Here is a 20,187-nt window from a genome sequence, read left to right on the forward strand (position 1 = left end):
ACGTACCATGCAACCCCGGCATTACGCCGGGGTCTCGCGAGCGAGGCTCCCACATGAAGTCGCTTCGAAACAGATTCTACCTCGCATCAGGATATCTGTCCGGATTGTGCATTATCCTGATCATGCTGATTATCCTGGCCCAGATTGTCGGTCGATATTTTGGCTTTATCGTACCGTCGGCCGAAGATTTTTCCGGATATGCATTGGCTGCCGCCACCTTTTTCGGGCTTGCCTATACCTTCCGCGAAGGTGGTCACATCCGTGTCATCCTGGTGATCCAACGTTGGCCCTTACGCCTGCGTTATTACCAGGAGCTGACGGTACTCTGCCTTGCCCTGGGCCTGGTCAGTTTCATGACCTTTTATTGCGGCCATATGGTCTGGGAATCCTACATCTTCGAAGAGGTCTCGTACGGTTACGTGCCTGTCCCGTTGTGGATTCCACAGGTGCCCGTCGCCCTCGGCATGCTCGCACTCAACCTGGCGGTACTCGATGACCTGATCAGCATGTTGCGCGGCCACGCCCCCTCTTACCGTGCTCACGAAGACGAGCTCAATCTGGAGGAGGTGTAATGGATACTTTACTGCTTTCGTTCGTCCTGGCATTCGCGCTGATCCTGATGCTCGCCGCCGGCGTCTGGGTGGCATTGGCACTGGTTGGTGTCGGTGTGCTCGGGCTCTACCTGTCGGGCAACGAACAGATCGGACTCCTGTTCGCCACCTCAAGCTGGGGGGCAAGCACTGGCTGGTCGCTCACCGCGCTACCAATGTTCATCTGGATGGGAGAGGTGCTGTTCCGCACACGCCTGTCGGAAGACCTGTTCAAGGGGCTGGCCCCCTGGCTGGGCGGTCTGCCCGGCAAACTTCTCCACGTCAACGTCTTGAGTTGCGGTATATTCGCCGCAGTCTCCGGCTCATCGGCGGCCACCGCTGCGACCATCGGGCGCATGACCCTGCCTGAACTCAAGGCACAGGGCTACAGCGACCGTATGGCCATCGGTACCCTGGCGGGCTCCGGTACCCTCGGCCTGTTGATTCCGCCATCTATCATTCTGATCGTCTACGGGGTGGCGGCTGAAGTTTCCATCGGGCGCCTGTTTATCGCCGGCGCGCTGCCGGGACTGCTGCTGGTTGTGCTGTTCATGGGCTACACCATGGTCTGGGCACTGTTCAATAGCGATGAGCTGCCGCACCACGACAAGCAACATATCTCCCTGTCCGCCAAGATCGTCGCCCTGCGCAAACTGCTGCCCATCGTCGGACTGATCGTCTTCGTACTCGGGTCCATCTATGGCGGCTTCACCACGCCGACCGAAGCTGCGGCACTGGGCGTGTTTGGCGCCCTGATTCTGGCGAAGGTGACCGGCAGTCTGAACAGACAGAGCTTTACCGAAAGCCTGCTCGGGGCGGTGAAAAGCTCCTGCATGATCGGTCTGATTCTGATCGGCGCCCATTTCCTGACCCTGGCCATGGGGTTTCTGGGCATTCCCAAGGCTCTGGCCAGCTGGATCGGCACCATGAGTCTTTCCCCCTACGAACTGCTGCTGGCGCTGACCGTGCTATTTGTGGCGTTGGGCTGCTTTCTGGATGGTATCTCGGTGGTAGTGTTGACCGTCGCCGTCGTACTGCCCATGGTACAGCAGGCCAATATCGATCTGCTCTGGTTCGGTATCTATATCGTGCTGGTGGTCGAGATGTCGCAGATCACCCCACCCGTCGGGTTCAACCTCTTCGTGATTCAGGCGTTGACCGGTAAGGACATTCTGTACGTGGCGCGCGCGGCACTGCCCTTCTTCCTGATGATCCTGACCGCCATTGTGCTGATCACCTGGTTCCCGGAGATCGCCACCTACTTACCCACTACCATGACCCAAAGGTAACCGGATGATGCATCCGTCATTCTGATCCGGTTTACGTCCTACTAAACGAACCGCCTCCTCAACGCTCGACTTATGCCCCCTAACACGGGGGCCTGGGAGGCTTTTGCCTGACGCAGGCGGCGGTATGGATTTCACATTCTGATCGGGGCCCGGCCCCACTCGAGGTTAGACAGCGGCTATGACTACACAGGTTCGTGCAGACGACGCAATAGCGGGCCATACGCTCATCCATCGCGGACAGTTCAGCGCGCCCGATGCCGATACACATAGAATCGATCTCTGGGTGGAAGGGAGCGGAGAGTTAATAGCGCTCTCATCTCTTTTGCCGATGATCGAAAATCTTGGTGTGGAGGTATTCACCTCCAGCAGCAAAAAGGAGGCTGGCTGGCGTGTCGACCTGCGAGTACGCCCCCTGTCATCCGCGCTACTCATTTCGGAAGAGATGCGTGCACGCTTTATCGACACCCTGTTGGCGGTCAGCCATGGATATGTGGACAACGACGGCTTCAACCGCCTGGTTACTCTGGGTGATTTCGATCTGCGTGGATGTGTGCTGCTGCGCGCCTTGGCACACTATCTAACCCAGATAAACCTGCCGTTCAGCAAGAGTTACATGGAAACGACGCTCTGTCGGCATCCGATGATCGCCCAAGCAATCGTGAATCTGTTCCATGTCAAATTTGACCCTGACCGAGAACGGGATAGTGAGCAGTTAAAGGCGGCCCGTACCGCAGTACTGCTACTGATCGACGATGTCGCCTCGCTGGATGAAGACCGTATCCTGCGCGCCTATATCGAGGTGATCGAGGCCATGGTGCGCACCAACTTTTTCCTCGATCAAATCTGGACCGAAGCCGACCACTGCCTGGCATTCAAACTTCTGCCCGGCCACATCTCCGCCATGCCCAAACCGGTGCCGACGTTTGAGATCTTCGTTTTCAGCACGCTGCTGGAGGGGGTGCACCTGCGTGGCGGCAAGGTTGCCCGCGGCGGTCTACGATGGTCCGAGCGGATGGAGGACTACCGCACCGAGATACTTGGTCTGGTGAAGGCGCAGATGGTCAAGAATGCCGTTATCGTCCCAACCGGCGCCAAGGGCGGCTTCGTGGTCAGGCGGCTGAGTCCCGAGGCCGGGCCGGAGCTGCGCATCGAGCAGGTACGTCGCGCCTACTCCAGCTATATTCGGGCCCTGTTGGACCTGACCGATAACCGCGACGAAACCGGTGTGCTGCCGCCACCGCGCGTGGTACGCCACGACGAAGACGATGCATATCTGGTCGTTGCCGCCGACAAGGGTACCGCGACCTTCTCCGATACCGCCAACGCCATCGCCAGGGAACGCGACTTTTGGCTCGGCGACGCCTTTGCTTCGGGGGGATCCCAGGGCTATGACCACAAGAGGATGGGGATTACTGCCCGCGGTGCATGGGAGTCCACCAAGCGCCTCTTCAAGGAGCTTGGTCAGGATACCCAGTGCACCCCGTTCCGTGTAGTCGGCATCGGCGATATGTCCGGCGACGTATTCGGCAATGGCATGTTGCTGTCCAGGCATATTCGTCTGGTTGCGGCGTTTAACCACCAGCACATATTTCTCGACCCGAACCCGGATCCCGTGGCCTCCTGCCAGGAGCGCCAACGCCTGTTCCGCCTACCCCGCTCCAGCTGGCTGGATTACTGCCCGTCCGCAATCTCCGAAGGCGGCGGCGTATTCTCACGCAACGCCAAACGCATCCCGTTGTCGCCACAGGTACGCCAGGCACTGGGTATTGAAGGTCTGCCCGATAGTCTCGACCCCAACAGCCTGATCCGGGCGATCCTGTGTGCCGAAGTGGATCTGCTCTGGAACGGCGGCATCGGTACCTATGTGCGCGCCAGCCACGAACGCGACAGCGAGGTTGGCGACCGCACCAACGACCCTCTGCGTGTGACCGCAGCAGAGCTGCGCACCAAAGCGGTGGTCGAGGGTGGCAACCTGGGACTGACCCAGGCCGCCCGAGTGGAGTTTGCACGCCGTGGCGGCCTGATCAGCACCGATGCGGTCGATAACTCGGCAGGCGTCGACTGCTCAGACCACGAGGTCAATATCAAGATCCTGCTCGACCAACTGGTACGCGAGGGTCGTATTGACCCCGAGCAGAGAGATCGGCTACTCAATGAGATGACCGACGAGGTTGCCGAGCTGGTTCTGCGCAATAACTACCAGCAGAGCAAAATGTTGAGCCAGTCGAACCGAACCGCACCGGAATTCATCACCCAGCATGCCCAACTGATCCAATTGCTGGAGCGAGAGGGTCGACTGGACCGCCAGTTGGAGCAGCTACCGGATGACGCCGAGATCGAGAGCCGGATCGCCAACCGGCAAGGACTGACTCGACCGGAGATCGCTGTGCTCCTGGCCTATACCAAAAGTCTGGTATTCGAGAAGCTGGTTGAAACCGACATCATTGATGACCCCCATATCGCCAGCGAACTGTACAACTACTTCCCTTCGCGCCTGCGACAGGAGTACGCGGACGCTATCGCCGAGCATCCTTTGCGACGGGAGATTCTCGCTGCCCAGCTCACCAATCAGGTGATGAACCGCATGGGCGCCACCTTCAGTCTCCGTCTGCTGGAGGAGTCAGGCGTCAACTGCGCCCGCTGGATACGATCCTATACGGTTGCCCGTGAAGCACTGGGCATTCCCGCCCTGATCAAGTCCATTGAATCCCTTGGGCTCAGCGTCAGCAACGATGTCCAGATGGATCTTCACCTGCGTATCCACCACCCTCTGCTGCGGGCGACACACTGGGTGCTGGAAAACGCTGATTGGAACCAGAGCACCCAATCGCTGATCGCCCTGTACAGCGACGCCGCGGCCCACACCCGAATAGAGTTGGCCCGGTTTCAGTTGCTGACCAGTCAGGATTCCACTCCTCTCGAAGCCGAGATCGATGCGCTTGAGTACCTTTACTACGCTTTCGATATCGCCGAATTGGCGCAGAAAACCTGGTTAAGCCAGTGTTTCATCGCTGCCGAATACCTCTCGCTCAACCTGCGCCTGGAGCTGTTCTGGCTGAGACGGGAGATTGAACAGCTACCTGCCTACGACCGGTGGCACCGCAAAGCCAAGCAGGCCGTTGTCGATCTGATCGATCGCAGCATCAAGCACCATCTTTATGGCTTGATCTGTTCGGCTCATCCAAACGCCGTGGATGAAAGTGACGGTCCGGTTGCCAGAGCGATCAGCCTGTTCCAGGAACAGATCGCCGATATCCGCTCTCAACCGAGCCGCCATCTGACGATGCTGGTGTATCTGGCCCAGCGCCTGAACACCCTGAGCCTCTCCGACTGTGGTGCCAAAGCCTCATGAAAACCAAATCGCCACCCGGCCACCCTACGCCGACCGCGCCTCACGCATCCACAAGACGAGTGATCGGCAACGCTGAACGCAAACCTCCCTCCCCGAATGGCCGGACCACTCGCAAGTCTCTCTTCCTGGGCGACCAGGAACTCAGGGAAGAGCTCTGTTTTATCCGCTCCTCAAACTGAAGCGGATAGGACCGACTGCACCCCCATGAGTCGCGTCCCTTGGACCGACAGCTTGCACCAGCTGCCGGTCCATTTTTATATTCCCTAAAGGCTCCTCCCTGCGACACTAGGCCGGCCGCTGAAACCCTTTCCGTGCCTGGGCCACCTGTTCACGTGTCACGCAGCCTTCGACATGGTCGTTGACCAATCCCATCGCCTGCATAAAGGCAAACACGGTTGTAGGACCGACGAATTTCCAGCCGCGCTTTTTCAACTCCTTCGACATCGCCACCGACTCGGGTGAGGTGGACACCGACTGCGGTGCACCGAGCTGCGCAGGATCCGGTTCATAACGCCAGACAAAAGCGGCTATCGACCCCTCACGCTCGACCAGTTCGATCGCACGCTTGGCATTGTTGATCACCGCCTCGATCTTGCCGCGATGGCGCACTATCCCCTCATCCTGCAACAGACGCTGCACATCCTGCTCGTCGAAGCATGCAACCTTGTGAAAATCGAATTGGTGGAAGGCGTTGCGGAAATTCTCCCGTTTGGCCAGGATCGTGCGCCAGCTCAGTCCCGACTGGAAACTTTCCAGGCAGAGCTTTTCAAATAGCCGCCGGTCATCGGTCACCGGAAAGCCCCATTCGTTGTCGTGATAGGGGAAAAACTCGTCCACTTCGCCGCACCAGCGGCAACGGGGCGCACCGTCGGGCCCATTCACGGTTCTGCTCATGCGTTGTCTCCCTAACTCGTCGGTTGATGTCAGTCTGAGGTATCGAGAAAGTGCAGGCGCTCGTCGAGTCGGGCCGGCTCGATCTCGATGATTTCGGCACTGACGACATTTTCCGCGACGAAAGGGTCATCGTTCACGCGCTGTGCCAGCTCGGCATGCGAGAGGTTGTGAGCGACAACGGCACCGCCCTGATTGGGTTTCAAGCTGCCGACGAGCAGAAATACACCATCGGCGAAGCCCTGCGCTATCCAAGCCTTGTGCCCCTCCATAAACTCACCCGCTTTCGCCATATGTTCGGTAAATCTGAGCATCACGATAAACATCTATCACCCTCCTCTTTTCGAGTTTCACTCTGCATGGCCAAGCGCTCAGCGTTAGCGTCCAACCAGGCGAACATCTGCCCGACCTCCTGCTCGATAAAACGCGTGTCATTGAACGCGTTGGCCAGCGTCGCCACTCCCTGACTGCGAGCCAGCAGATGCATCGCCAATTCGTCGGCATCCTCGCCACCACCCAACAGCCTGAACTGCTCGACCAACCAGTCTCGGAACAGGGTGAACAAGCCATTGGCATCGCTCTGCGCGACATGACCAAGCTTCGCCAATTCGCTGGTCAGCGTTCCCACGGGACAACCGTATCTGAGAATCTTGCTCTGGTTCATGATCAGGATGCGGATAAAACAGCGGATACGTTCCACCGGGCTCTGCCCTTCTGCCTCCCACTGCGCCAGCATCTGCCGGGTGTTTACCAAGCGCCGCTCGATCACCGCCTGCAGAATCTCATCCTTGGTCTTGAAGTGGTAATAGAAGTTTCCGCGCGATATCTGCACCGCCTCAGCGATGTGCTTAAACGAGGTGTGTTCATACCCATGCTCGTAAAATAGCTGATCAGCTGCGTCGATAATCTGGTCGCGGGTTGAATTGTTACTCATTGCACCTTGCTCACTCCACCTAGGACAGTCGCCCTACAAACGACACTTTAGGACATATGTCCTAAGCTGTCAAAAGCAGCGCCGCGCTCCGGTGGAGTCCGCATGCTTGTATCGGGATCTGTCCTGAAGGAGAACCGGCTGCCAATACCCGGCAACGGCGGTTTTTTGCCGCCGGTTCTATACTTTTTATGTGAGAGATAAGTATTACCACAGTCGGTATGTTTCTTTCGAATTACGGTCCCAATGCACGTTGTCTCCGATCCTGAGACATACCAACTGAAGGGAGCGAGCGATGAAAAAAGTGAGCCGCTACCAAGCCTATCAACCGGATGCTTCAGGCTATATTCCTTACAGCCGCGAGGACGACAGCATCTGGCACGATCTGATCGTACCCCAGAGGAAAAAGGCAGAACGTTACTGCAGCCAGGTTTTCCTCAAGGGGCTGGCGAAACTTGATCTGGACAATGATCGGATACCCCAGTGCCTCGCTTTGTCGGAACAGCTGCAAAAGGTCACCGGATGGAGCGTAACGCCGGTTCCGGCCTTGATCAGCTTTGATCGCTTTTACTCCCTGCTCGCGGAGCGACGTTTCCCGGCGGCGTCCTTTATCCGCTCCCGGGAGGAGATGGAATATCTGCAAGAACCGGATATTTTTCATGAGATCTTTGGCCATACACCGTTACTGGCCACACCCGACCTGGCGGAGTTTTCCCATCGAATTGGCCTGATCGGTTCTCGTGCCCGTTCCGAAGATCATGTCTGGCTGGCCCGACTCTATTGGTTCACCGTCGAATTCGGGTTGATCCGAGAGCACGGACAGATACGCTCCCTGGGTGCAGGGCTGGCCTCGTCCTCCAGCGAGCTGCCCTATGCCGTCGAAAGCGATATCCCGCTGCGCCAACCGTTCGACCTGCTTGAACTGCTGCGTACCCCCTACCGTATCGACATCCATCAGCCGACCTATTTCGTGCTCGACGGTGTTGATCAGTTACTCGGATTGAGCGAAAAAGAGATACTGTCCGCGATCAAGCAGGCACGGGCGAAGGGGCTGCATGCACCGCTCTATGCCCCTAAAGCGAGTTAAAGACGGCGGACCAGTGCGCCCCAACGGCAGTGCCTATCTCGTAACAGGCCGTTACTGGCTTGCCCCTTAAGATCGATACTATTGGTGAGCGAATCGATCTCTCTGCAGCGGCTCTTGTTCGTAACTGAAGATCTCGGCAGAATTAACCATCGGTCTGAATAGCTTGGCGATATACCGCTACAGTCGCACAACAGATCACCAGCCGTCCCGTTAAGACAAGGAGTCCAGATGTCCATCCCCCAAAAGCTCGGAACTGTACTGCTCGCGACGCTCATAGCCAGCCCAACATTTGCAGAGGACAGTTTTAACAGCCATGTCCACGGCAATGCGGCTCTACAATTGGCATTCAGGAACCAGGAGCTGGTTATCTATCTGCGCGGCGCCGCCGTCGATCTGCTGGGCTCCGAGCATCAACCCTTCAGTGCCGAAGCTAGCTCTCGAGACCAGGCACTGGAGCGCGCCATGCGCAGCCCGGCCTACTGGATCGAGCTACCGGCCGCTGCCGACTGCACCCTGAGTCAGGTCCATTTGGGCAAACATCATGTGATATCCGGACGCGGCGTCGCACCGGAGGTGATGGACAGCACTGCTGACTCGGTCGTCGCCGAGCATCTGGACCTCAACTTCACCTACAGCTTCCTTTGCGCGAATCCACAACGCTTCGATAGCGCGAAGATCAAGCTGTTCGAACACTTCCCCACTCTGGAGACGGTTCAGGTAAAGATCGCCGGTGAGAAGCAGACCCGCCAACAATTGACACCTGCCGACACCGTATTGCGGATGCCCTGAAGCATTGATCGAAGTAGCGGCCGGTGGTGAGTCACCGGCCACGAAATCAACGTATCGTTAATCAGGCCCCGTCCTCGCCCCCCTTTATTGGGGTTTGATATTTTGATTCTCACAGAAAAAGTTATCGGGGTCGTACTTAGCCTTCACCTGAGCCAGCCGCTCGAAGTTAGCACCATAAGCCCCCTCGATTCGCTCTTCGCCTTCACTGATGAAGTTAACGTATACCCCGCCGGTCGCCATTGGCCTCGTCGCCTCGTAGAAGTCACGGGCCCAATCGATACAGGTCTGGTCCTGTCTTGGATCGTCCCAACGGGTATGGACGTTCATGATGAACTCGGCATCCCGGTGCGGGTAGGCGGTGGCTGTCGAATCGACCCGGTTGGTTGCGCCCCCCATCTGGGCGACGAAGATCTCCGACTGTGGGCTCGGCAGGCGACCACCGTAGTCGACCAGCTTATCGATCAGCTCGTCGGTCAGAGCGGTAAAGTTGTGCGACTTCCAGTAGTTACGCGATCCCGGTGTCAATAGGGGATCGAACGCCTGCTGAAATCCGACAAAGGGATGCGGGGCAAAGCCATCGGCAATCAGCTCCCCCAAGCCCCTTAACGGCGCCAAGGCCTTCTCGCCCTCGGCGATGTCGCCGTTATAGAGCGCAACAATTATCAGCACACGTGACCCATGCACCTCTGGCGGCAGAAACGGCAAGGGTGGCGCATCACGAATCACTGCCCAAACAGTCAATTCGTCAGCACAAGTGGCGCAGAACTCCCGATACGCCCTAAGTATCTCGCCCGCCTGGGCGAAGGGGAATACCGCTGGCCCGCACATCACCTGGGGACCCACGGGATGCAGGCGGAATTCGAAGGAGGTCACGATGCCGAAGTTACCGCCACCGCCCCGTATCGCCCAGAACAGGTCCGGGTTCAGGTCGCTACTACAGCGCAACCGTTCGCCATCGGCCGTCACAACCTCCGCGGCGATCAGGTTGTCCACCGTCATACCATATTTTCGACTCAGCCAGCCGAAACCACCGCCCAACGTCAGTCCAGCAATTCCCGTCGTCGAATTGATGCCAACTGGGCAAGCCAGACCAAAAGCCTGGGACTCGTGATCGAGATCGCCCAGGGTAGCGCCGGGGCCGGCGATCGCAACCTTCGCCTCCGGATCGACCCGCACCAGCTTCATCGGGCTGAGGTCGATCAGCATGGCCTCGTCGGCAAGAGATTTACCGGCGATGTTGTGGCCGGCACCGCGTACCGACACCAGCAGGTTGTGCTGGCGGGCGAACTTCACCGCCTGTATAACATCTGCCGTCCCGCTGCATCTGACAATCAACCCCGGATTGCGGTCGATCATCGCATTCCAGATCTGGCGCGCGTCGTTGTACTCTGCATCGTTGGGGCTTATCACCTGTCCCCTGACACCGAGCTGAGCCAACTGTTCATCACTGAGACTGATTGAATCGCCGCTTAAAGAGCGGACCTGAAGTTCAGCCATAACACCATCCTCCGCGTTTGTTATTTTTGTTCGAGGATAAACCTCAACCCTACCCGGATAGATCAGTAAGCAGGGACGTGTGGGCTGATTGGTTTGGCAGGCTGAGGTAGCAACTCAGGGCAAGAACCAAACGTCCTGTAAATGCATATCCCGGGACGGGGCAACAGCACAGATGACAGGCGTAAACGACTCACACTTATTTTATTTGCAACAGCATTCGATACTGTTACGAAAAAGTGTAGCTAGCGGTGCCAGTATTGGGTGATGAACACCTTTACAAATATTCATTGCCAACAGTGATTTACAGAAAAATGATCATGCAGTGCCTGCCGAGCTGTGTTCTGCTTCGTTTGGCTTACTCGGCGAATGGTTAGAGAGCAACAGATCTTCGGTGGCCGCAGGGCACTGGGGCTACATCCCATCGCCTGAACGCAAAACGGAGGCCCGAAGCCTCCGTTTTTCTACCCGCCCGGGATCAGGCGTAGACCGGCGCAAAGGCCTCGCCCGGGTTTTCCACCGGACCGTTCTCGCCCCAGTAGGGCGACAGCTTGCGCAACTTGGCGACGATCGATGGCACCTCCTCGATCACCCGTTCCACCTCATCCATGGTGTTGTAGCGGGAGAAGGAGAAACGCACGGTACCGTGAGCGGCGGTGTAGGGGATGCCCATGGCGCGCATCACATGGGAGGGCTCCAGCGAGCCGGAGGTGCAGGCGGAACCGGACGATGCGGCAATACCCGCCTTGTTTAGCAACAGCAGGATCGCTTCACCCTCGATGTACTCGAATGCGATGCTGGCGGTATTCGGCAGACGGTTGTCCGGATCGCCGGTGACGAAACAGTGCGGCACGGCAGCGAGAATCCCCTGCTCCAGGCGATCACGCATCGCCTTGACCTGGGTGTTTTCGAACGCCATGTGCTCGGCCGCCATTTCACAGGCCTTGCCCAGGCCAACAATGGCCGGCGCGTTCTCGGTGCCGGCACGACGCCCGCGCTCCTGATGGCCGCCACGCAGCAGCGGACGGTAGCGAACGCCACGACGCAGGTAGAGCACGCCGATCCCCTTAGGCGCATGCAGTTTGTGCCCGGACAGGGAGAGCATGCTGATCGCGCTCTCTTTCAGATTGATGGGAATCTTGCCCACGGCCTGAACGGCGTCGGTGTGGAACATGATGCCCTTCTCGGCTGCCATCTGCGCCATCTCCTCGATCGGGAAGATGGTGCCGCTTTCGTTGTTGGCCCACATGACACTGACCACGGCGACCTTGTCGCTGAGCAGTGACTTGTACTTGTCCAGGTCCAGGCGTCCCTTGGAATCTACCTCCAGCTTGTGCACGGTGTAGCCTTCGGTTTCCAGATATTCGCACAGGGTCAGCACCGCGGGATGCTCGACCACGGTGGTGATGATCTCCTTGCGATCCGGCTGCGCCTTGAGTGCGGAGAGAATTGCTGTGGAGTCGGACTCGGTACCGCAGGAGGTGAAGATGATCTCGGAATCATGCTCGGCACCGAGCAGATCCTGGATCTGTTTGCGCGCCTTCTTCAATGCAAAACCGACCTTGTTACCAAAGCTGTGCAATGAGGAGGGGTTGCCGAACTGCTCGCAGAAGTACGGCTTCATCTCTTCGAAGACTGCCGGGTCCACCATGGTGGTGGCGTTGTTGTCGAGATAGATATCGCTCATGATCAGCCCTCCATGCTAACGAGTGCTTCTTTGGACGCCGGAATCACTTTGACGAATTCGCCCAGCTCTTCGATCATACGCTGCTGGATACCGCCCAGAGTCATTGCCGCCATCTGGCACCCGGTGCAGGCGCCGGTGAGGTGAACATAGATATTCTTGCCATCCACATCGACCAACTCGACGTCACCGTTATCGGCCTGCAGCGCGGGGCGGATAGAGTCGAGTACCGCCTCGATCTTGCGGATACGGGCCAGGGTGCCCATTTTCGGCGCTTCAGGCGCCTTGGCAGCTGCTGGTTTGGCAACAGCCGCACCACCTGCTACGAAGGTCTCCCCCTTCTCGGCCAGCACGCGGGTCAGGATATTCTCGATCCCTTCATGGCAGGATGAGCAACCGCCACCGGCCTTGGTGTAGTTGGTCACCTCTTCCACCGTGTGCAGGTTGTTGGCACGAATAGTGTCTTCGATCATCACTTCGTCAACCGCGAAGCACTTGCACACCAGCGCACCCTCTTCGTGATCATCTTCCCAGACTTCGCCACGGTAGTTGGCAACCGCCGCCTGCAGCGCTTCGCGCCCCATGACCGAACAGTGCATCTTCTCCGGCGGCAGGCCATCCAGATAGTCGGCGATATCCTGGTTGCTGATCTTCAGCGCCTCGTCCAGGGTCAGCCCCTTGATCATCTCGGTCAGTGCGGAGGAGGACGCGATAGCGGAGCCGCAACCGAAGGTTTGAAAACCGGCGTCCAAAATCACTTCGGTCTCAGGCTCTACCTTCAGTGTCAGCCGCAGCGCATCACCGCAGCTGATTGACCCTACGTCGCCTACCCCGTTGGCCCCTTCGACTGCGCCGGCATTTTTCGGGTTGTAGAAATGCTCTTGTACCTTTTCAGAATAATCCCACATCGCTTGAACTCCTGAGTCGATTTATGCCGGTTAGGCCATTAACACGCGAACGATTTGCCGCAACCGCAGCTCTGGGTGGCGTTCGGGTTTTCAAATTTGAAGCCGCTGCCTTCGAGGCCATCGAGGAAATCGACGGTCACGTTGTCGAGTAACGGCTGGCTGGCGGGATCGACCAGAATCTTGAGACCGCCGATCTCAACGACCTGATCATCTTCGGCGGCGCTCTCCTCCAGCTTCATACCGTACTGGAAGCCGGAACAGCCACCTCCATCTACACGAATCCGCAGCCCGACTACGGGCTTGCTGGCATTCTCAATGAAACGGGCTACTGCACCGATTGCGTTTTCTGTGAGCTGTATCATTGCTTTCTCCTCGCCGGATCGCGTTGCTTGATAAGACCGGTGCAATCGGGATGCCAGTGAAGAATCAACAAAATTAACCTTCTATTTCAGCATGATACAAATTCACATACATAATAAATGGGTATTATTGTCGGCGTTCAGAGAACAACATTGGTGGGTTTTGGCGGGCAGTGTCGGGTTTGCTACATGTCAGCCGAAGGCTCGGTTCAGTCGCCCAATAGCGCTTCGTAGGCATTGCGCAGCAACAGCCGTTCGGTCAGCGGAAGCTGCAACAGCTCCATCAGCGTTATAAAGCGTCCGCCCTCCAGCGAGGGCAACTGATCGCCGTCAATGCGTAACAGCGCCACCGGAGACCATTCCCCCGGCTGTTCGACCCAGCCCAGCATGGCGCTGGCGACACTCAGCTGCTCCGGCTTCAGCCCAATCAGTTCCGCAACCGGCCGGAGCATCTGTGCCGGATGCGGGAACGGGGCGCTGGGCTCGTGGTCGTCATGCAGTGTGGACAGCTTGGCCAGGGGTTTTGGTAGACAAACAGAGTGTCCGCTGTCGTACTCCACCATCCAGAAATGAAGTCGTGCGCTGATGGCGTGCAGATGGGCAACGATTACGCGCATGCAGGTTCACTCCGCCGATGCAGCACCAGCAGGCGATAGCCTACTGCGTCTTCAAAGATGCGTACGCCGCCGCCTTCGGACACCACCCGCCATAACAGCTCGGCATCGAGTACCTCGACACCGGCGAGGTAATCCACACCCCAGTCGCGCCATGTCGATGTCCAGGGCAATGACGGTCCCATCAACACCGTGCGGCTGGCACGTCCCAACTCAAGCAAGCGTGGCAGGGTTTTGTTGGCCAGTGCGCTGGCCGTTATAAAAGACCACTCACTGTCCGGCAGCAGATACTCCGCCGCCTGGTCGGGCAGATCGCCGTTACCGGGCATCCGCTCGATACAGACGAAATCGAACGGGGCAAGCACATCATCCAGCCCGGGATAGCGGCCGATCACGCTGATCCGACCGGAACCGAACTCAGCGGCCATCGCCCTGAACACGGCCAGGTTACCGCCACCAAGAGGCGTGGATTCACCGATCAGATCACGATACTGGGACGCGCCCTGCAGAACCGCATTGAGAGTCGCGATGGCGAGTGAACACTCATGGGGATCCCAACCGTCCATCCAGGCGATCAGGTCGGAGGCCGGACGGCCGGTCAACGTGCCGGACCACTCCAACGTGCGGGTGTAACGTTGCGGCGTCATGCACAGACCGGTATGGCCTGCCACCTGAACCAGCGTCCAGACCTGACCGATACAGACCCGTTCGACGGGCGCACGAACGTTCGCGCAGGTGCGAGCCTGCGCGACAAGAGCGGCATAGATGGGGTGTGGCACGACGACTCTCCCGATGATTAGCCTGCCAGGGTTCTAGCCTTCAAGCTGGGCCAGAAGTGCTATCTCCGACTTGAGACTGTCAATGTCGCGTCCCCAGATGCTGAGCTGTTCCGCCCAGCGCCCCTCGTGACCAGGGTGCGGACAGAGCAGGTCGCACTCCAGCATCAGCGAGCCGTCGGCATTGACCACCAACTGAGCACGTCGCTGGCTGCCATCCAGACTCCAGCGCCCGTTCAGCGTCGGCTCACCGGTGTACGGATCGGTCCGCTGTTCAAAGCGAAACTGATCCGTATCCGGCAACATCGCCATATCGATACCGGTCTTGTGCAGCCGTTCGCGTCCTGCTACGCAGGCGGCATCGAGCAGCGGCCTATAACTTTCAACAAGCGCCTGGGTGGCACTGTCCATCGTTGGTCCCCCTTCAAACGAGTGTGGCTATCACTCACCTACCACTCACTTACCATTCGGCTATTACCATTCCGCTTCGGGCGCAAGCAGCTCGGTCACCGGATTACCGCCGAGCAGATGCTCCTCGATAATGCGGCTCACGTCCGCCGGCTTGACCGCCTTGTAAAGGTGTGAACCCGGATAGATCAGCACATTGGCACCGAGATGGCAGGGGCCGAGGCAACCGGTCGCTGTTACCGCGAACTGTTGGAACAGGTTGCGTTTGGCGATCTCCTCGGAAAAGGTCTGCGCAACAATGGACGCTCCCACCGCGCCGCAGCTGCCACGTGGATGCCCTTCGGGGCGCTGCTGACTGCATACGAATACATGAGCTTGAGGTCTTGGCATGATCCTGTTCCTCTACACTGTTAGCAAATACGATCAGGCCGCAGCCGGTTCGTGGGTATGGCACTGCTTCGGACAGACGCGGAAGCAGGATTGACAGCCGATGCAATCGTCGGAGTTGGCGATCGCCATCACCATCATTTCGTCATCATCATCGAAATCGTCGTCATCATCGGCCAGCGCCTCACCACGCTCGACCAGTTCGAACACATCGCGTGGACATACCTTGTAACAACGACCACAACCGATGCAGGTATGCTGGTTCAGATCGGTGACGAAACTGGGCACCCACTCGGCACCGCCGCGGGTACGCCCTTTTATAAGCTCTGCAGACATTTCACGGACTCCTTGATCGGCCCTTCTAATCAACCTTCGAGGGCATCTAATTTTTCCTGGGCGGTTTTCCAGGCAAGACAGGCATCAACGGTTTTCTGAGCCAGCTCGGGCAGGCTCGAATAATCGGTCCACAGGCTGTCCTCGACCAGGTCATGGACCGCCGAGGCGCACTCGGTGGCGATTCGCTTCGCCTTGCGGGCCTCTTTCTGCAGTTTTTTCAATTCTTCGTCGGTCATAGGTCCCCCCTACTGCAACTTCAAAATCTGGATCAGTCCTCCGCGGCGGCGCGGAACTTTTCGATATTGGTCAGCGCGCGGGCAACCTGTTTTTCAGCCTCCTCGTCCAGCTTCTCGACGGAGTCGAAACCGAAGCGGTGCACATCCCGCAGTGCCTTGTCGATGACGACCAGCTTGCCGACCATGATCAGCGCACGGCCGAAACCTTCGTGACTCAGGTTGATCATCGGCACCGCCATCAGGCCGCACTCCTGCTCTACGCGCACGGCGATGGCGTTGTAGTACGCCTTGATACGGGAGACGACCACCTCATCCGGGTCGCCGACCACCGGGATCTCACGACGGCGCGCCTTGGTCAGGATCATCGGATCCAGCACCTTCTCGTCACTCCAGGTGTCATAGGTGCCGTAGCTGTCCATCGCCCGCAGCTGGACGATCATCTGCTTGATAAACGGCGCGGCCAAAGAGGCAGAGCCAGGCTCAATCGTCATATCGTTCATAGTTGTTCTCCAAAGGTTTGAAACCTGTTATTTGGAACCTGAAACCTGTGTTTCGGGACCGGTTACTCGTCCCAGCCATCGGCTTCCATCGAATCAAAACGTTTCAGCGCGTCCTGCTGCCGACGAATCGCCTTGGCCAACCAACTGGACGGCCCCTCACGCAGCTCATCCTGCAACGCGGACAGCAGGTCGCCGATCAGCGCCTCATCGGTCACCCTGACCGGCTGGATACCGTTCTCCAGCAGCTGGCGTACCGCCGATGCCCCGCAGGCACGGCAATACACAGCGGCACAACCGGACAGCTGTTCGATCTTCGCAGGCAACCGGTCCTCGTTGTCCTCCTCGCTGACGTCGGCAAACTCACACACCGAGATCAGCCAGGAGGTGCGGTCGTTGACGCCGTAGACGGCAAAGGCCAGCGCTGAACCGAAGTGCTGGTTCACCGTTTCCCGATCCGTTGTCGCAAAGGCGACACGCAGGATCTCCAGCTCCTGTGCACTACCGACGACCTCAAGCCGTCGTGTCAGCGGTGTCATATCACGCTCCCGCGGCCATCCTCATGGTTGGCTCGCCATCCTGTTTCTGGGCGTAGATCGAGTGATAGGGCTTGATCTCCTCATGCTGCGACAGCTTGAGGTTGGCGATATCGAACAGGGTTTGCTGGATGCCACGATAGCCACACCAGACACGCTGAAAACCACCGACATAGTCGTACTGCGGGAACCCCGCGCGCAGGTGCGGGGCGTGCAGCCGGTGCGAGGTTTCCGCCAGATGGCTGTTGCCGATCAGCAGTTCCGCACGATATTCGCGGGCGTCCTGCTCCAGGTCCTCCAGGTCGCCGATCTGCACCTGCGGCAGCGCCAGCTCGGTCAGCGCCGGTCCTCTTGCCGATGCAACAGCAGTGACCACCTCGGCGCCCATGCTGACCACCAGATCGTGCATCGCCAGCAACAGGTCGGGATCCGCGGCAATCGCGACACGCAACTGACCGAGCATGAAGTGGGTGTCGAGCATGGCGTCTTGCAGCTGGGCGCGATGCTTGCGCCAGCGGCCTGGCACCTCGCTACCGGAGATCTCAGCCAGCGTCATCAACCAGCGATCCACCATTTGCAGTGTGTGCAGATGGGAGAAGTTGTAGCTTTTCACACCGCTGCGCTGCTCCAGCAACTGGCCGGACTCGACCAGCGATGCACCGATCACCAGCGTGGCCCGGCTTTCGACGCAGGTGGCCAGCTCGTCCAGGGTGAGGCCACCGGTAGTCAGCGGGCTGTACTCCTCACTGGGCAGGTGGCCATCGAGAGAACCGGACAGATCGGGGATCAACAACGGGCGCAGGCCAAAGCTCTCGATCGTGTCGCAGATGTATTCAAGGTCGCCCGGTGTCAGGAAGCTGCCGCAGAGTACATTGACCTGACGCTGACGACGTCCAGCGCGGTCGGATTCAGGCACCAGCGACTCGATGATTCCTTTCAGCGCCAGCGCGTAACCGGTCTCGAAGCAGCCACTGAAATCGGGTGTATTGGCCGAAACCACCGCGACTTTGTCGAATTCCGGATGGCGGCGGCGGAAGGTGCCCACCGCACCGTTCAGATCGCAGCCCTGGGTTTCCGCCAGCCCGGTACTGCACAGGCCGATCAGCGCCGGTTTCTGTTTCTCGCTTATTGTCTTCAGTGCCTCGACGATGTTGTCGTCGGCGCCCATGATCGAGCTGACCTGATCCATCGCCGTGGTTTGCAGCGGGATCGGCTCGCGGAAGTGGCGTACGAAGAACACCTTGGCGAACGCCGTACAGCCCTGACTGCCATGCATCAGCGGCATGCTGCGGTTAAAGCCCAGATAGGCCAGCGCCGCGCCCATGGTCTGGCTCGCTTTCAGCGGGCTGACCGCCAACGCCTTTTTACGCTTGTTGATCTCAGCCATGGCTCACCTCCGGCACCTCGGTCAGTTGCAGCGGCTCGATGCTGTCGCCGTAGTCGCCCCAGGGCGCTGGTTCGCGCACCGAGGACCAGATCGGGCTCTCGATGGTCAGCGCCAGCTGACGGACCAGCTCCAACATCCCTGCGTAACCGGCGTATCCGAACTCGCGCTCCTGGTTGATATCGAGGAAGGGGATGCGCGCCTTCAGTGCGGTATACAGGTTACGGCCGCCAGCGATCAGGATGTCGGCCTTGTACTCATGCACGATGCTGATCAACTCCTTGGCCCCGCCCTCCTCGATCATCTTGGTGTCCTCGCCCATCAACTCGCGGATGCGCGCCTTGTCCTCTTCGGTGGACTTCTTGGTGCCGGTGGCAACCACCTTCATACCCAGATCCTGCAACGCCGAGACCACCGACCAGGATTTCACCCCGCCGGTATAGAGCAGCACGCGCTTGCCTGCGAGACGCTCACGCCAGGGCTCCAGCGCGCTACGGATGCGTTTCTCTTCGCGCTCGATCAGTGCCTCGGTGCGCTGGGTCAGATCGGGGTCATCGATCAGTCGGGCGAAATCGCGCAGCGCCTGGGAGGTATCGGTGATGCCGTAGAAACTGCCCTCGAACCAGGGGATGCCATACTTGTCCTCCATCTTGCGCGCCACATTGAGCATCGCCTTGGAGCAGACCATCATTGTCACCTCCGCCTTGTGCATGGTCTGCACTTCGCGGAAGCGGGCGTCGCCGGACAGGGTGCAGAGCACACGGATGCCCAGCTCGTCGAGCAGCGGCAGCACATGCCAGAACTCACCGGCAATGTTGTACTCGCCGACCAGGTTCACATCGTGCACCTTGATCCCCTCTCGCCTGCCCGCCTCGGGTACAGGGTCGGGATCGCGGGTGCCGATCACATGCTTGAACATCGCCTCGCCGGCGATGCGGTTACCCAGGTTCTTGGTGCCGTAGAAACCGGCACCGTCTACCGGCACCACCGGCACGCCCCAACGCTCGGTGGCCGTCTTGCACACCGCATCCACGTCGTCGCCGATCAGCGCCGGGACGCAGGTGTTATAAACGAAGACCGCCGCCGGACTGTAGTTGTCGATCGCCTGCTTGATGGAGTGGAACAGGCGCTTCTCGCCCCGGCCCATGATCACATCCTGTTCGGTCAGGTCGGTGGTCATGCCGATACGGTACAGGGTCGGGCCGCTGGAGCGGGTGCCACGGTTATCCCAGGAGCTACCGGCGCAGGCGATTGGGCCGTGGACGATATGGGCCACATCGGCGATCGGCAGCAGCGCGATCTGCGCGCCATCAAAGGCACAACCACCGGCAGAGGCGCCAGGCTTGGGCTTGGCACAACCGGATTTCTCCTTCTTGTTGTGCTCACATGCCGGTTCGTCCAGCAGTTCAGCAATATCCTTGGCTTTCATCTGACCCTCCGAGTGCACGGCGTTGATAGCTTTCAGACACAGCAAAAGCATCTGTCCATAACCAACTTGCAACCGATATGCCAGTCATAACCTATTGATTTAACGAGATACCCCAGCGCCAACACATGTTGGAAAGGCAACAAAGTCACATGCAGGACGTGGCATGGTAGGAACACAACAAAACCGACGGCCAACACACCGGCACAGGAT

General features: G+C 58.8%; 22 protein-coding genes. 5 read left to right on the plus strand and 17 right to left on the minus strand.

The genetic code is table 11. The annotated features are described in order from the left end of the window. Positions 1-53: 53 nt before the first annotated feature. The 3 genes from IEX40_RS10430 to IEX40_RS10440 all read left to right on the plus strand — a co-directional run bounded on the left by IEX40_RS10430 (position 54) and on the right by IEX40_RS10440 (position 5,231). Positions 54-572 carry a TRAP transporter small permease gene (locus IEX40_RS10430; RefSeq protein WP_188747974.1) on the plus strand — a complete coding sequence of 173 codons (519 nt, stop codon included), beginning with the start codon at positions 54-56 and terminating at the stop codon, positions 570-572. After that, positions 572-1,879: a TRAP transporter large permease gene (locus IEX40_RS10435; RefSeq protein WP_188747975.1), complete on the plus strand. Its 1,308-nt coding sequence runs from the start codon at positions 572-574 to the stop codon at positions 1,877-1,879. The genes IEX40_RS10430 and IEX40_RS10435 overlap by 1 nt, the downstream gene beginning before the upstream one ends. A 178-nt stretch (positions 1,880-2,057) precedes the next feature. Further along, entirely contained in the window at positions 2,058-5,231 is a 3,174-nt protein-coding gene (locus IEX40_RS10440) for an NAD-glutamate dehydrogenase domain-containing protein (RefSeq protein WP_188747977.1), read from the plus strand. A 285-nt stretch (positions 5,232-5,516) separates the two neighbouring features. On the opposite strand, the gene IEX40_RS10445 is transcribed toward IEX40_RS10440, so the two are convergent. Genes IEX40_RS10445 through IEX40_RS10455 form a run of 3 tightly spaced genes read right to left on the minus strand, consistent with a single transcriptional unit; the run spans position 5,517 to position 7,056 of the window. Further along, complete coding sequence (locus IEX40_RS10445) at positions 5,517-6,125, minus strand: DNA-3-methyladenine glycosylase I (RefSeq protein WP_188747979.1); 609 nt, start codon at positions 6,123-6,125, stop codon at positions 5,517-5,519. A 29-nt stretch (positions 6,126-6,154) separates the two neighbouring features. Next, the gene (locus IEX40_RS10450) at positions 6,155-6,448 is read right to left on the minus strand and encodes a YciI family protein (RefSeq protein WP_188747982.1); all 294 of its coding nucleotides are present in this window, start codon (positions 6,446-6,448) and stop codon (positions 6,155-6,157) included. Further along, on the minus strand, positions 6,436-7,056 hold the full coding sequence (locus IEX40_RS10455; RefSeq protein ID WP_188747984.1) for a TetR/AcrR family transcriptional regulator: 621 nt from the start codon (positions 7,054-7,056) through the stop codon (positions 6,436-6,438). Before IEX40_RS10455 ends, IEX40_RS10450 begins: the two co-directional genes overlap by 13 nt. 292 nt (positions 7,057-7,348) lie before the next feature. Between IEX40_RS10455 and phhA the strand changes: the two genes are divergently transcribed. Further along, positions 7,349-8,140: a phenylalanine 4-monooxygenase gene (phhA, locus tag IEX40_RS10460; protein WP_188747986.1), complete on the plus strand. Its 792-nt coding sequence runs from the start codon at positions 7,349-7,351 to the stop codon at positions 8,138-8,140. A 228-nt stretch (positions 8,141-8,368) separates the two neighbouring features. After that, positions 8,369-8,929, plus strand: coding sequence for a ZrgA family zinc uptake protein (locus tag IEX40_RS10465; RefSeq protein WP_188747988.1), 561 nt, complete (start codon positions 8,369-8,371; stop codon positions 8,927-8,929). An 84-nt stretch (positions 8,930-9,013) separates the two neighbouring features. On the opposite strand, the gene IEX40_RS10470 is transcribed toward IEX40_RS10465, so the two are convergent. The 14 genes from IEX40_RS10470 to nifE all read right to left on the minus strand — a co-directional run bounded on the left by IEX40_RS10470 (position 9,014) and on the right by nifE (position 19,977). Continuing rightward, positions 9,014-10,426, minus strand: a complete 1,413-nt coding sequence (locus IEX40_RS10470) for an FAD-binding oxidoreductase (protein WP_188747990.1) — start codon at positions 10,424-10,426, stop codon at positions 9,014-9,016. A 475-nt stretch (positions 10,427-10,901) separates the two neighbouring features. Then, positions 10,902-12,110: a cysteine desulfurase NifS gene (nifS, locus tag IEX40_RS10475; protein WP_188747992.1), complete on the minus strand. Its 1,209-nt coding sequence runs from the start codon at positions 12,108-12,110 to the stop codon at positions 10,902-10,904. 2 nt (positions 12,111-12,112) lie between these two features. After that, a complete protein-coding gene (gene nifU, locus IEX40_RS10480) occupies positions 12,113-13,015 on the minus strand; it encodes a Fe-S cluster assembly protein NifU (RefSeq protein ID WP_188747993.1) in 903 nt (300 codons plus the stop codon). 38 nt (positions 13,016-13,053) lie between these two features. Next, on the minus strand, positions 13,054-13,377 hold the full coding sequence (locus tag IEX40_RS10485) for a HesB/IscA family protein (protein ID WP_188747995.1): 324 nt from the start codon (positions 13,375-13,377) through the stop codon (positions 13,054-13,056). A gap of 206 nt (positions 13,378-13,583) precedes the next feature. Beyond that, positions 13,584-13,991 (minus strand): hypothetical protein, encoded by a 408-nt coding sequence (locus IEX40_RS10490; protein WP_188747997.1) that lies wholly within the window; start codon positions 13,989-13,991, stop codon positions 13,584-13,586. Then, on the minus strand, positions 13,982-14,767 hold the full coding sequence (locus tag IEX40_RS10495; protein WP_188748000.1) for a DUF364 domain-containing protein: 786 nt from the start codon (positions 14,765-14,767) through the stop codon (positions 13,982-13,984). The genes IEX40_RS10490 and IEX40_RS10495 overlap by 10 nt, the downstream gene beginning before the upstream one ends. Before the next feature lie 33 nt (positions 14,768-14,800). Further along, positions 14,801-15,175, minus strand: coding sequence for a hypothetical protein (locus IEX40_RS10500; RefSeq protein ID WP_188748001.1), 375 nt, complete (start codon positions 15,173-15,175; stop codon positions 14,801-14,803). Positions 15,176-15,238: 63 nt separating this feature from the next. Continuing rightward, complete coding sequence (locus IEX40_RS10505) at positions 15,239-15,562, minus strand: (2Fe-2S) ferredoxin domain-containing protein (RefSeq protein ID WP_188748004.1); 324 nt, start codon at positions 15,560-15,562, stop codon at positions 15,239-15,241. 33 nt (positions 15,563-15,595) lie between these two features. Then, positions 15,596-15,895, minus strand: a complete 300-nt coding sequence (gene fdxB, locus IEX40_RS10510) for a ferredoxin III, nif-specific (RefSeq protein WP_188748005.1) — start codon at positions 15,893-15,895, stop codon at positions 15,596-15,598. A 29-nt stretch (positions 15,896-15,924) separates the two neighbouring features. Then, positions 15,925-16,131, minus strand: coding sequence for a CCE_0567 family metalloprotein (locus IEX40_RS10515; RefSeq protein WP_188748007.1), 207 nt, complete (start codon positions 16,129-16,131; stop codon positions 15,925-15,927). 32 nt (positions 16,132-16,163) lie between these two features. Beyond that, a complete protein-coding gene (locus IEX40_RS10520) occupies positions 16,164-16,631 on the minus strand; it encodes a NifX-associated nitrogen fixation protein (protein ID WP_188748009.1) in 468 nt (155 codons plus the stop codon). A 62-nt stretch (positions 16,632-16,693) separates the two neighbouring features. Beyond that, entirely contained in the window at positions 16,694-17,167 is a 474-nt protein-coding gene (locus tag IEX40_RS10525) for a NifB/NifX family molybdenum-iron cluster-binding protein (protein WP_188748010.1), read from the minus strand. Position 17,168: 1 nt separating this feature from the next. Then, positions 17,169-18,551, minus strand: a complete 1,383-nt coding sequence (gene nifN / locus IEX40_RS10530) for a nitrogenase iron-molybdenum cofactor biosynthesis protein NifN (RefSeq protein ID WP_188748012.1) — start codon at positions 18,549-18,551, stop codon at positions 17,169-17,171. Then, positions 18,544-19,977, minus strand: a complete 1,434-nt coding sequence (nifE, locus tag IEX40_RS10535) for a nitrogenase iron-molybdenum cofactor biosynthesis protein NifE (protein ID WP_188748014.1) — start codon at positions 19,975-19,977, stop codon at positions 18,544-18,546. Before nifE ends, nifN begins: the two co-directional genes overlap by 8 nt. Positions 19,978-20,187 lie beyond the last annotated feature (210 nt).

The sequence above is a fragment of the Marinobacterium zhoushanense genome (assembly GCF_014641945.1).
GTDB lineage: Bacteria > Pseudomonadota > Gammaproteobacteria > Pseudomonadales > Balneatricaceae > Marinobacterium_D > Marinobacterium_D zhoushanense.

Excerpts from the sequence above, each read along its gene's own strand:
- IEX40_RS10430 (WP_188747974.1), top strand. The coding sequence starts at position 54 with ATGAAGTCGCTTCGAAACAGATTCTACCTCGCATCAGGATATCTGTCC.
- IEX40_RS10435 (WP_188747975.1), top strand. The coding sequence starts at position 572 with ATGGATACTTTACTGCTTTCGTTCGTCCTGGCATTCGCGCTGATCCTG.
- IEX40_RS10440 (WP_188747977.1), top strand. The coding sequence starts at position 2,058 with ATGACTACACAGGTTCGTGCAGACGACGCAATAGCGGGCCATACGCTC.
- IEX40_RS10445 (WP_188747979.1), bottom strand. The coding sequence starts at position 6,125 with ATGAGCAGAACCGTGAATGGGCCCGACGGTGCGCCCCGTTGCCGCTGG.
- IEX40_RS10450 (WP_188747982.1), bottom strand. The coding sequence starts at position 6,448 with ATGTTTATCGTGATGCTCAGATTTACCGAACATATGGCGAAAGCGGGT.
- IEX40_RS10455 (WP_188747984.1), bottom strand. The coding sequence starts at position 7,056 with ATGAGTAACAATTCAACCCGCGACCAGATTATCGACGCAGCTGATCAG.
- phhA (WP_188747986.1), top strand. The coding sequence starts at position 7,349 with ATGAAAAAAGTGAGCCGCTACCAAGCCTATCAACCGGATGCTTCAGGC.
- IEX40_RS10465 (WP_188747988.1), top strand. The coding sequence starts at position 8,369 with ATGTCCATCCCCCAAAAGCTCGGAACTGTACTGCTCGCGACGCTCATA.
- IEX40_RS10470 (WP_188747990.1), bottom strand. The coding sequence starts at position 10,426 with ATGGCTGAACTTCAGGTCCGCTCTTTAAGCGGCGATTCAATCAGTCTC.
- nifS (WP_188747992.1), bottom strand. The coding sequence starts at position 12,110 with ATGAGCGATATCTATCTCGACAACAACGCCACCACCATGGTGGACCCG.
- nifU (WP_188747993.1), bottom strand. The coding sequence starts at position 13,015 with ATGTGGGATTATTCTGAAAAGGTACAAGAGCATTTCTACAACCCGAAA.
- IEX40_RS10485 (WP_188747995.1), bottom strand. The coding sequence starts at position 13,377 with ATGATACAGCTCACAGAAAACGCAATCGGTGCAGTAGCCCGTTTCATT.
- IEX40_RS10490 (WP_188747997.1), bottom strand. The coding sequence starts at position 13,991 with ATGCGCGTAATCGTTGCCCATCTGCACGCCATCAGCGCACGACTTCAT.
- IEX40_RS10500 (WP_188748001.1), bottom strand. The coding sequence starts at position 15,175 with ATGGACAGTGCCACCCAGGCGCTTGTTGAAAGTTATAGGCCGCTGCTC.
- IEX40_RS10505 (WP_188748004.1), bottom strand. The coding sequence starts at position 15,562 with ATGCCAAGACCTCAAGCTCATGTATTCGTATGCAGTCAGCAGCGCCCC.
- fdxB (WP_188748005.1), bottom strand. The coding sequence starts at position 15,895 with ATGTCTGCAGAGCTTATAAAAGGGCGTACCCGCGGCGGTGCCGAGTGG.
- IEX40_RS10515 (WP_188748007.1), bottom strand. The coding sequence starts at position 16,131 with ATGACCGACGAAGAATTGAAAAAACTGCAGAAAGAGGCCCGCAAGGCG.
- IEX40_RS10520 (WP_188748009.1), bottom strand. The coding sequence starts at position 16,631 with ATGAACGATATGACGATTGAGCCTGGCTCTGCCTCTTTGGCCGCGCCG.
- IEX40_RS10525 (WP_188748010.1), bottom strand. The coding sequence starts at position 17,167 with ATGACACCGCTGACACGACGGCTTGAGGTCGTCGGTAGTGCACAGGAG.
- nifN (WP_188748012.1), bottom strand. The coding sequence starts at position 18,551 with ATGGCTGAGATCAACAAGCGTAAAAAGGCGTTGGCGGTCAGCCCGCTG.
- nifE (WP_188748014.1), bottom strand. The coding sequence starts at position 19,977 with ATGAAAGCCAAGGATATTGCTGAACTGCTGGACGAACCGGCATGTGAG.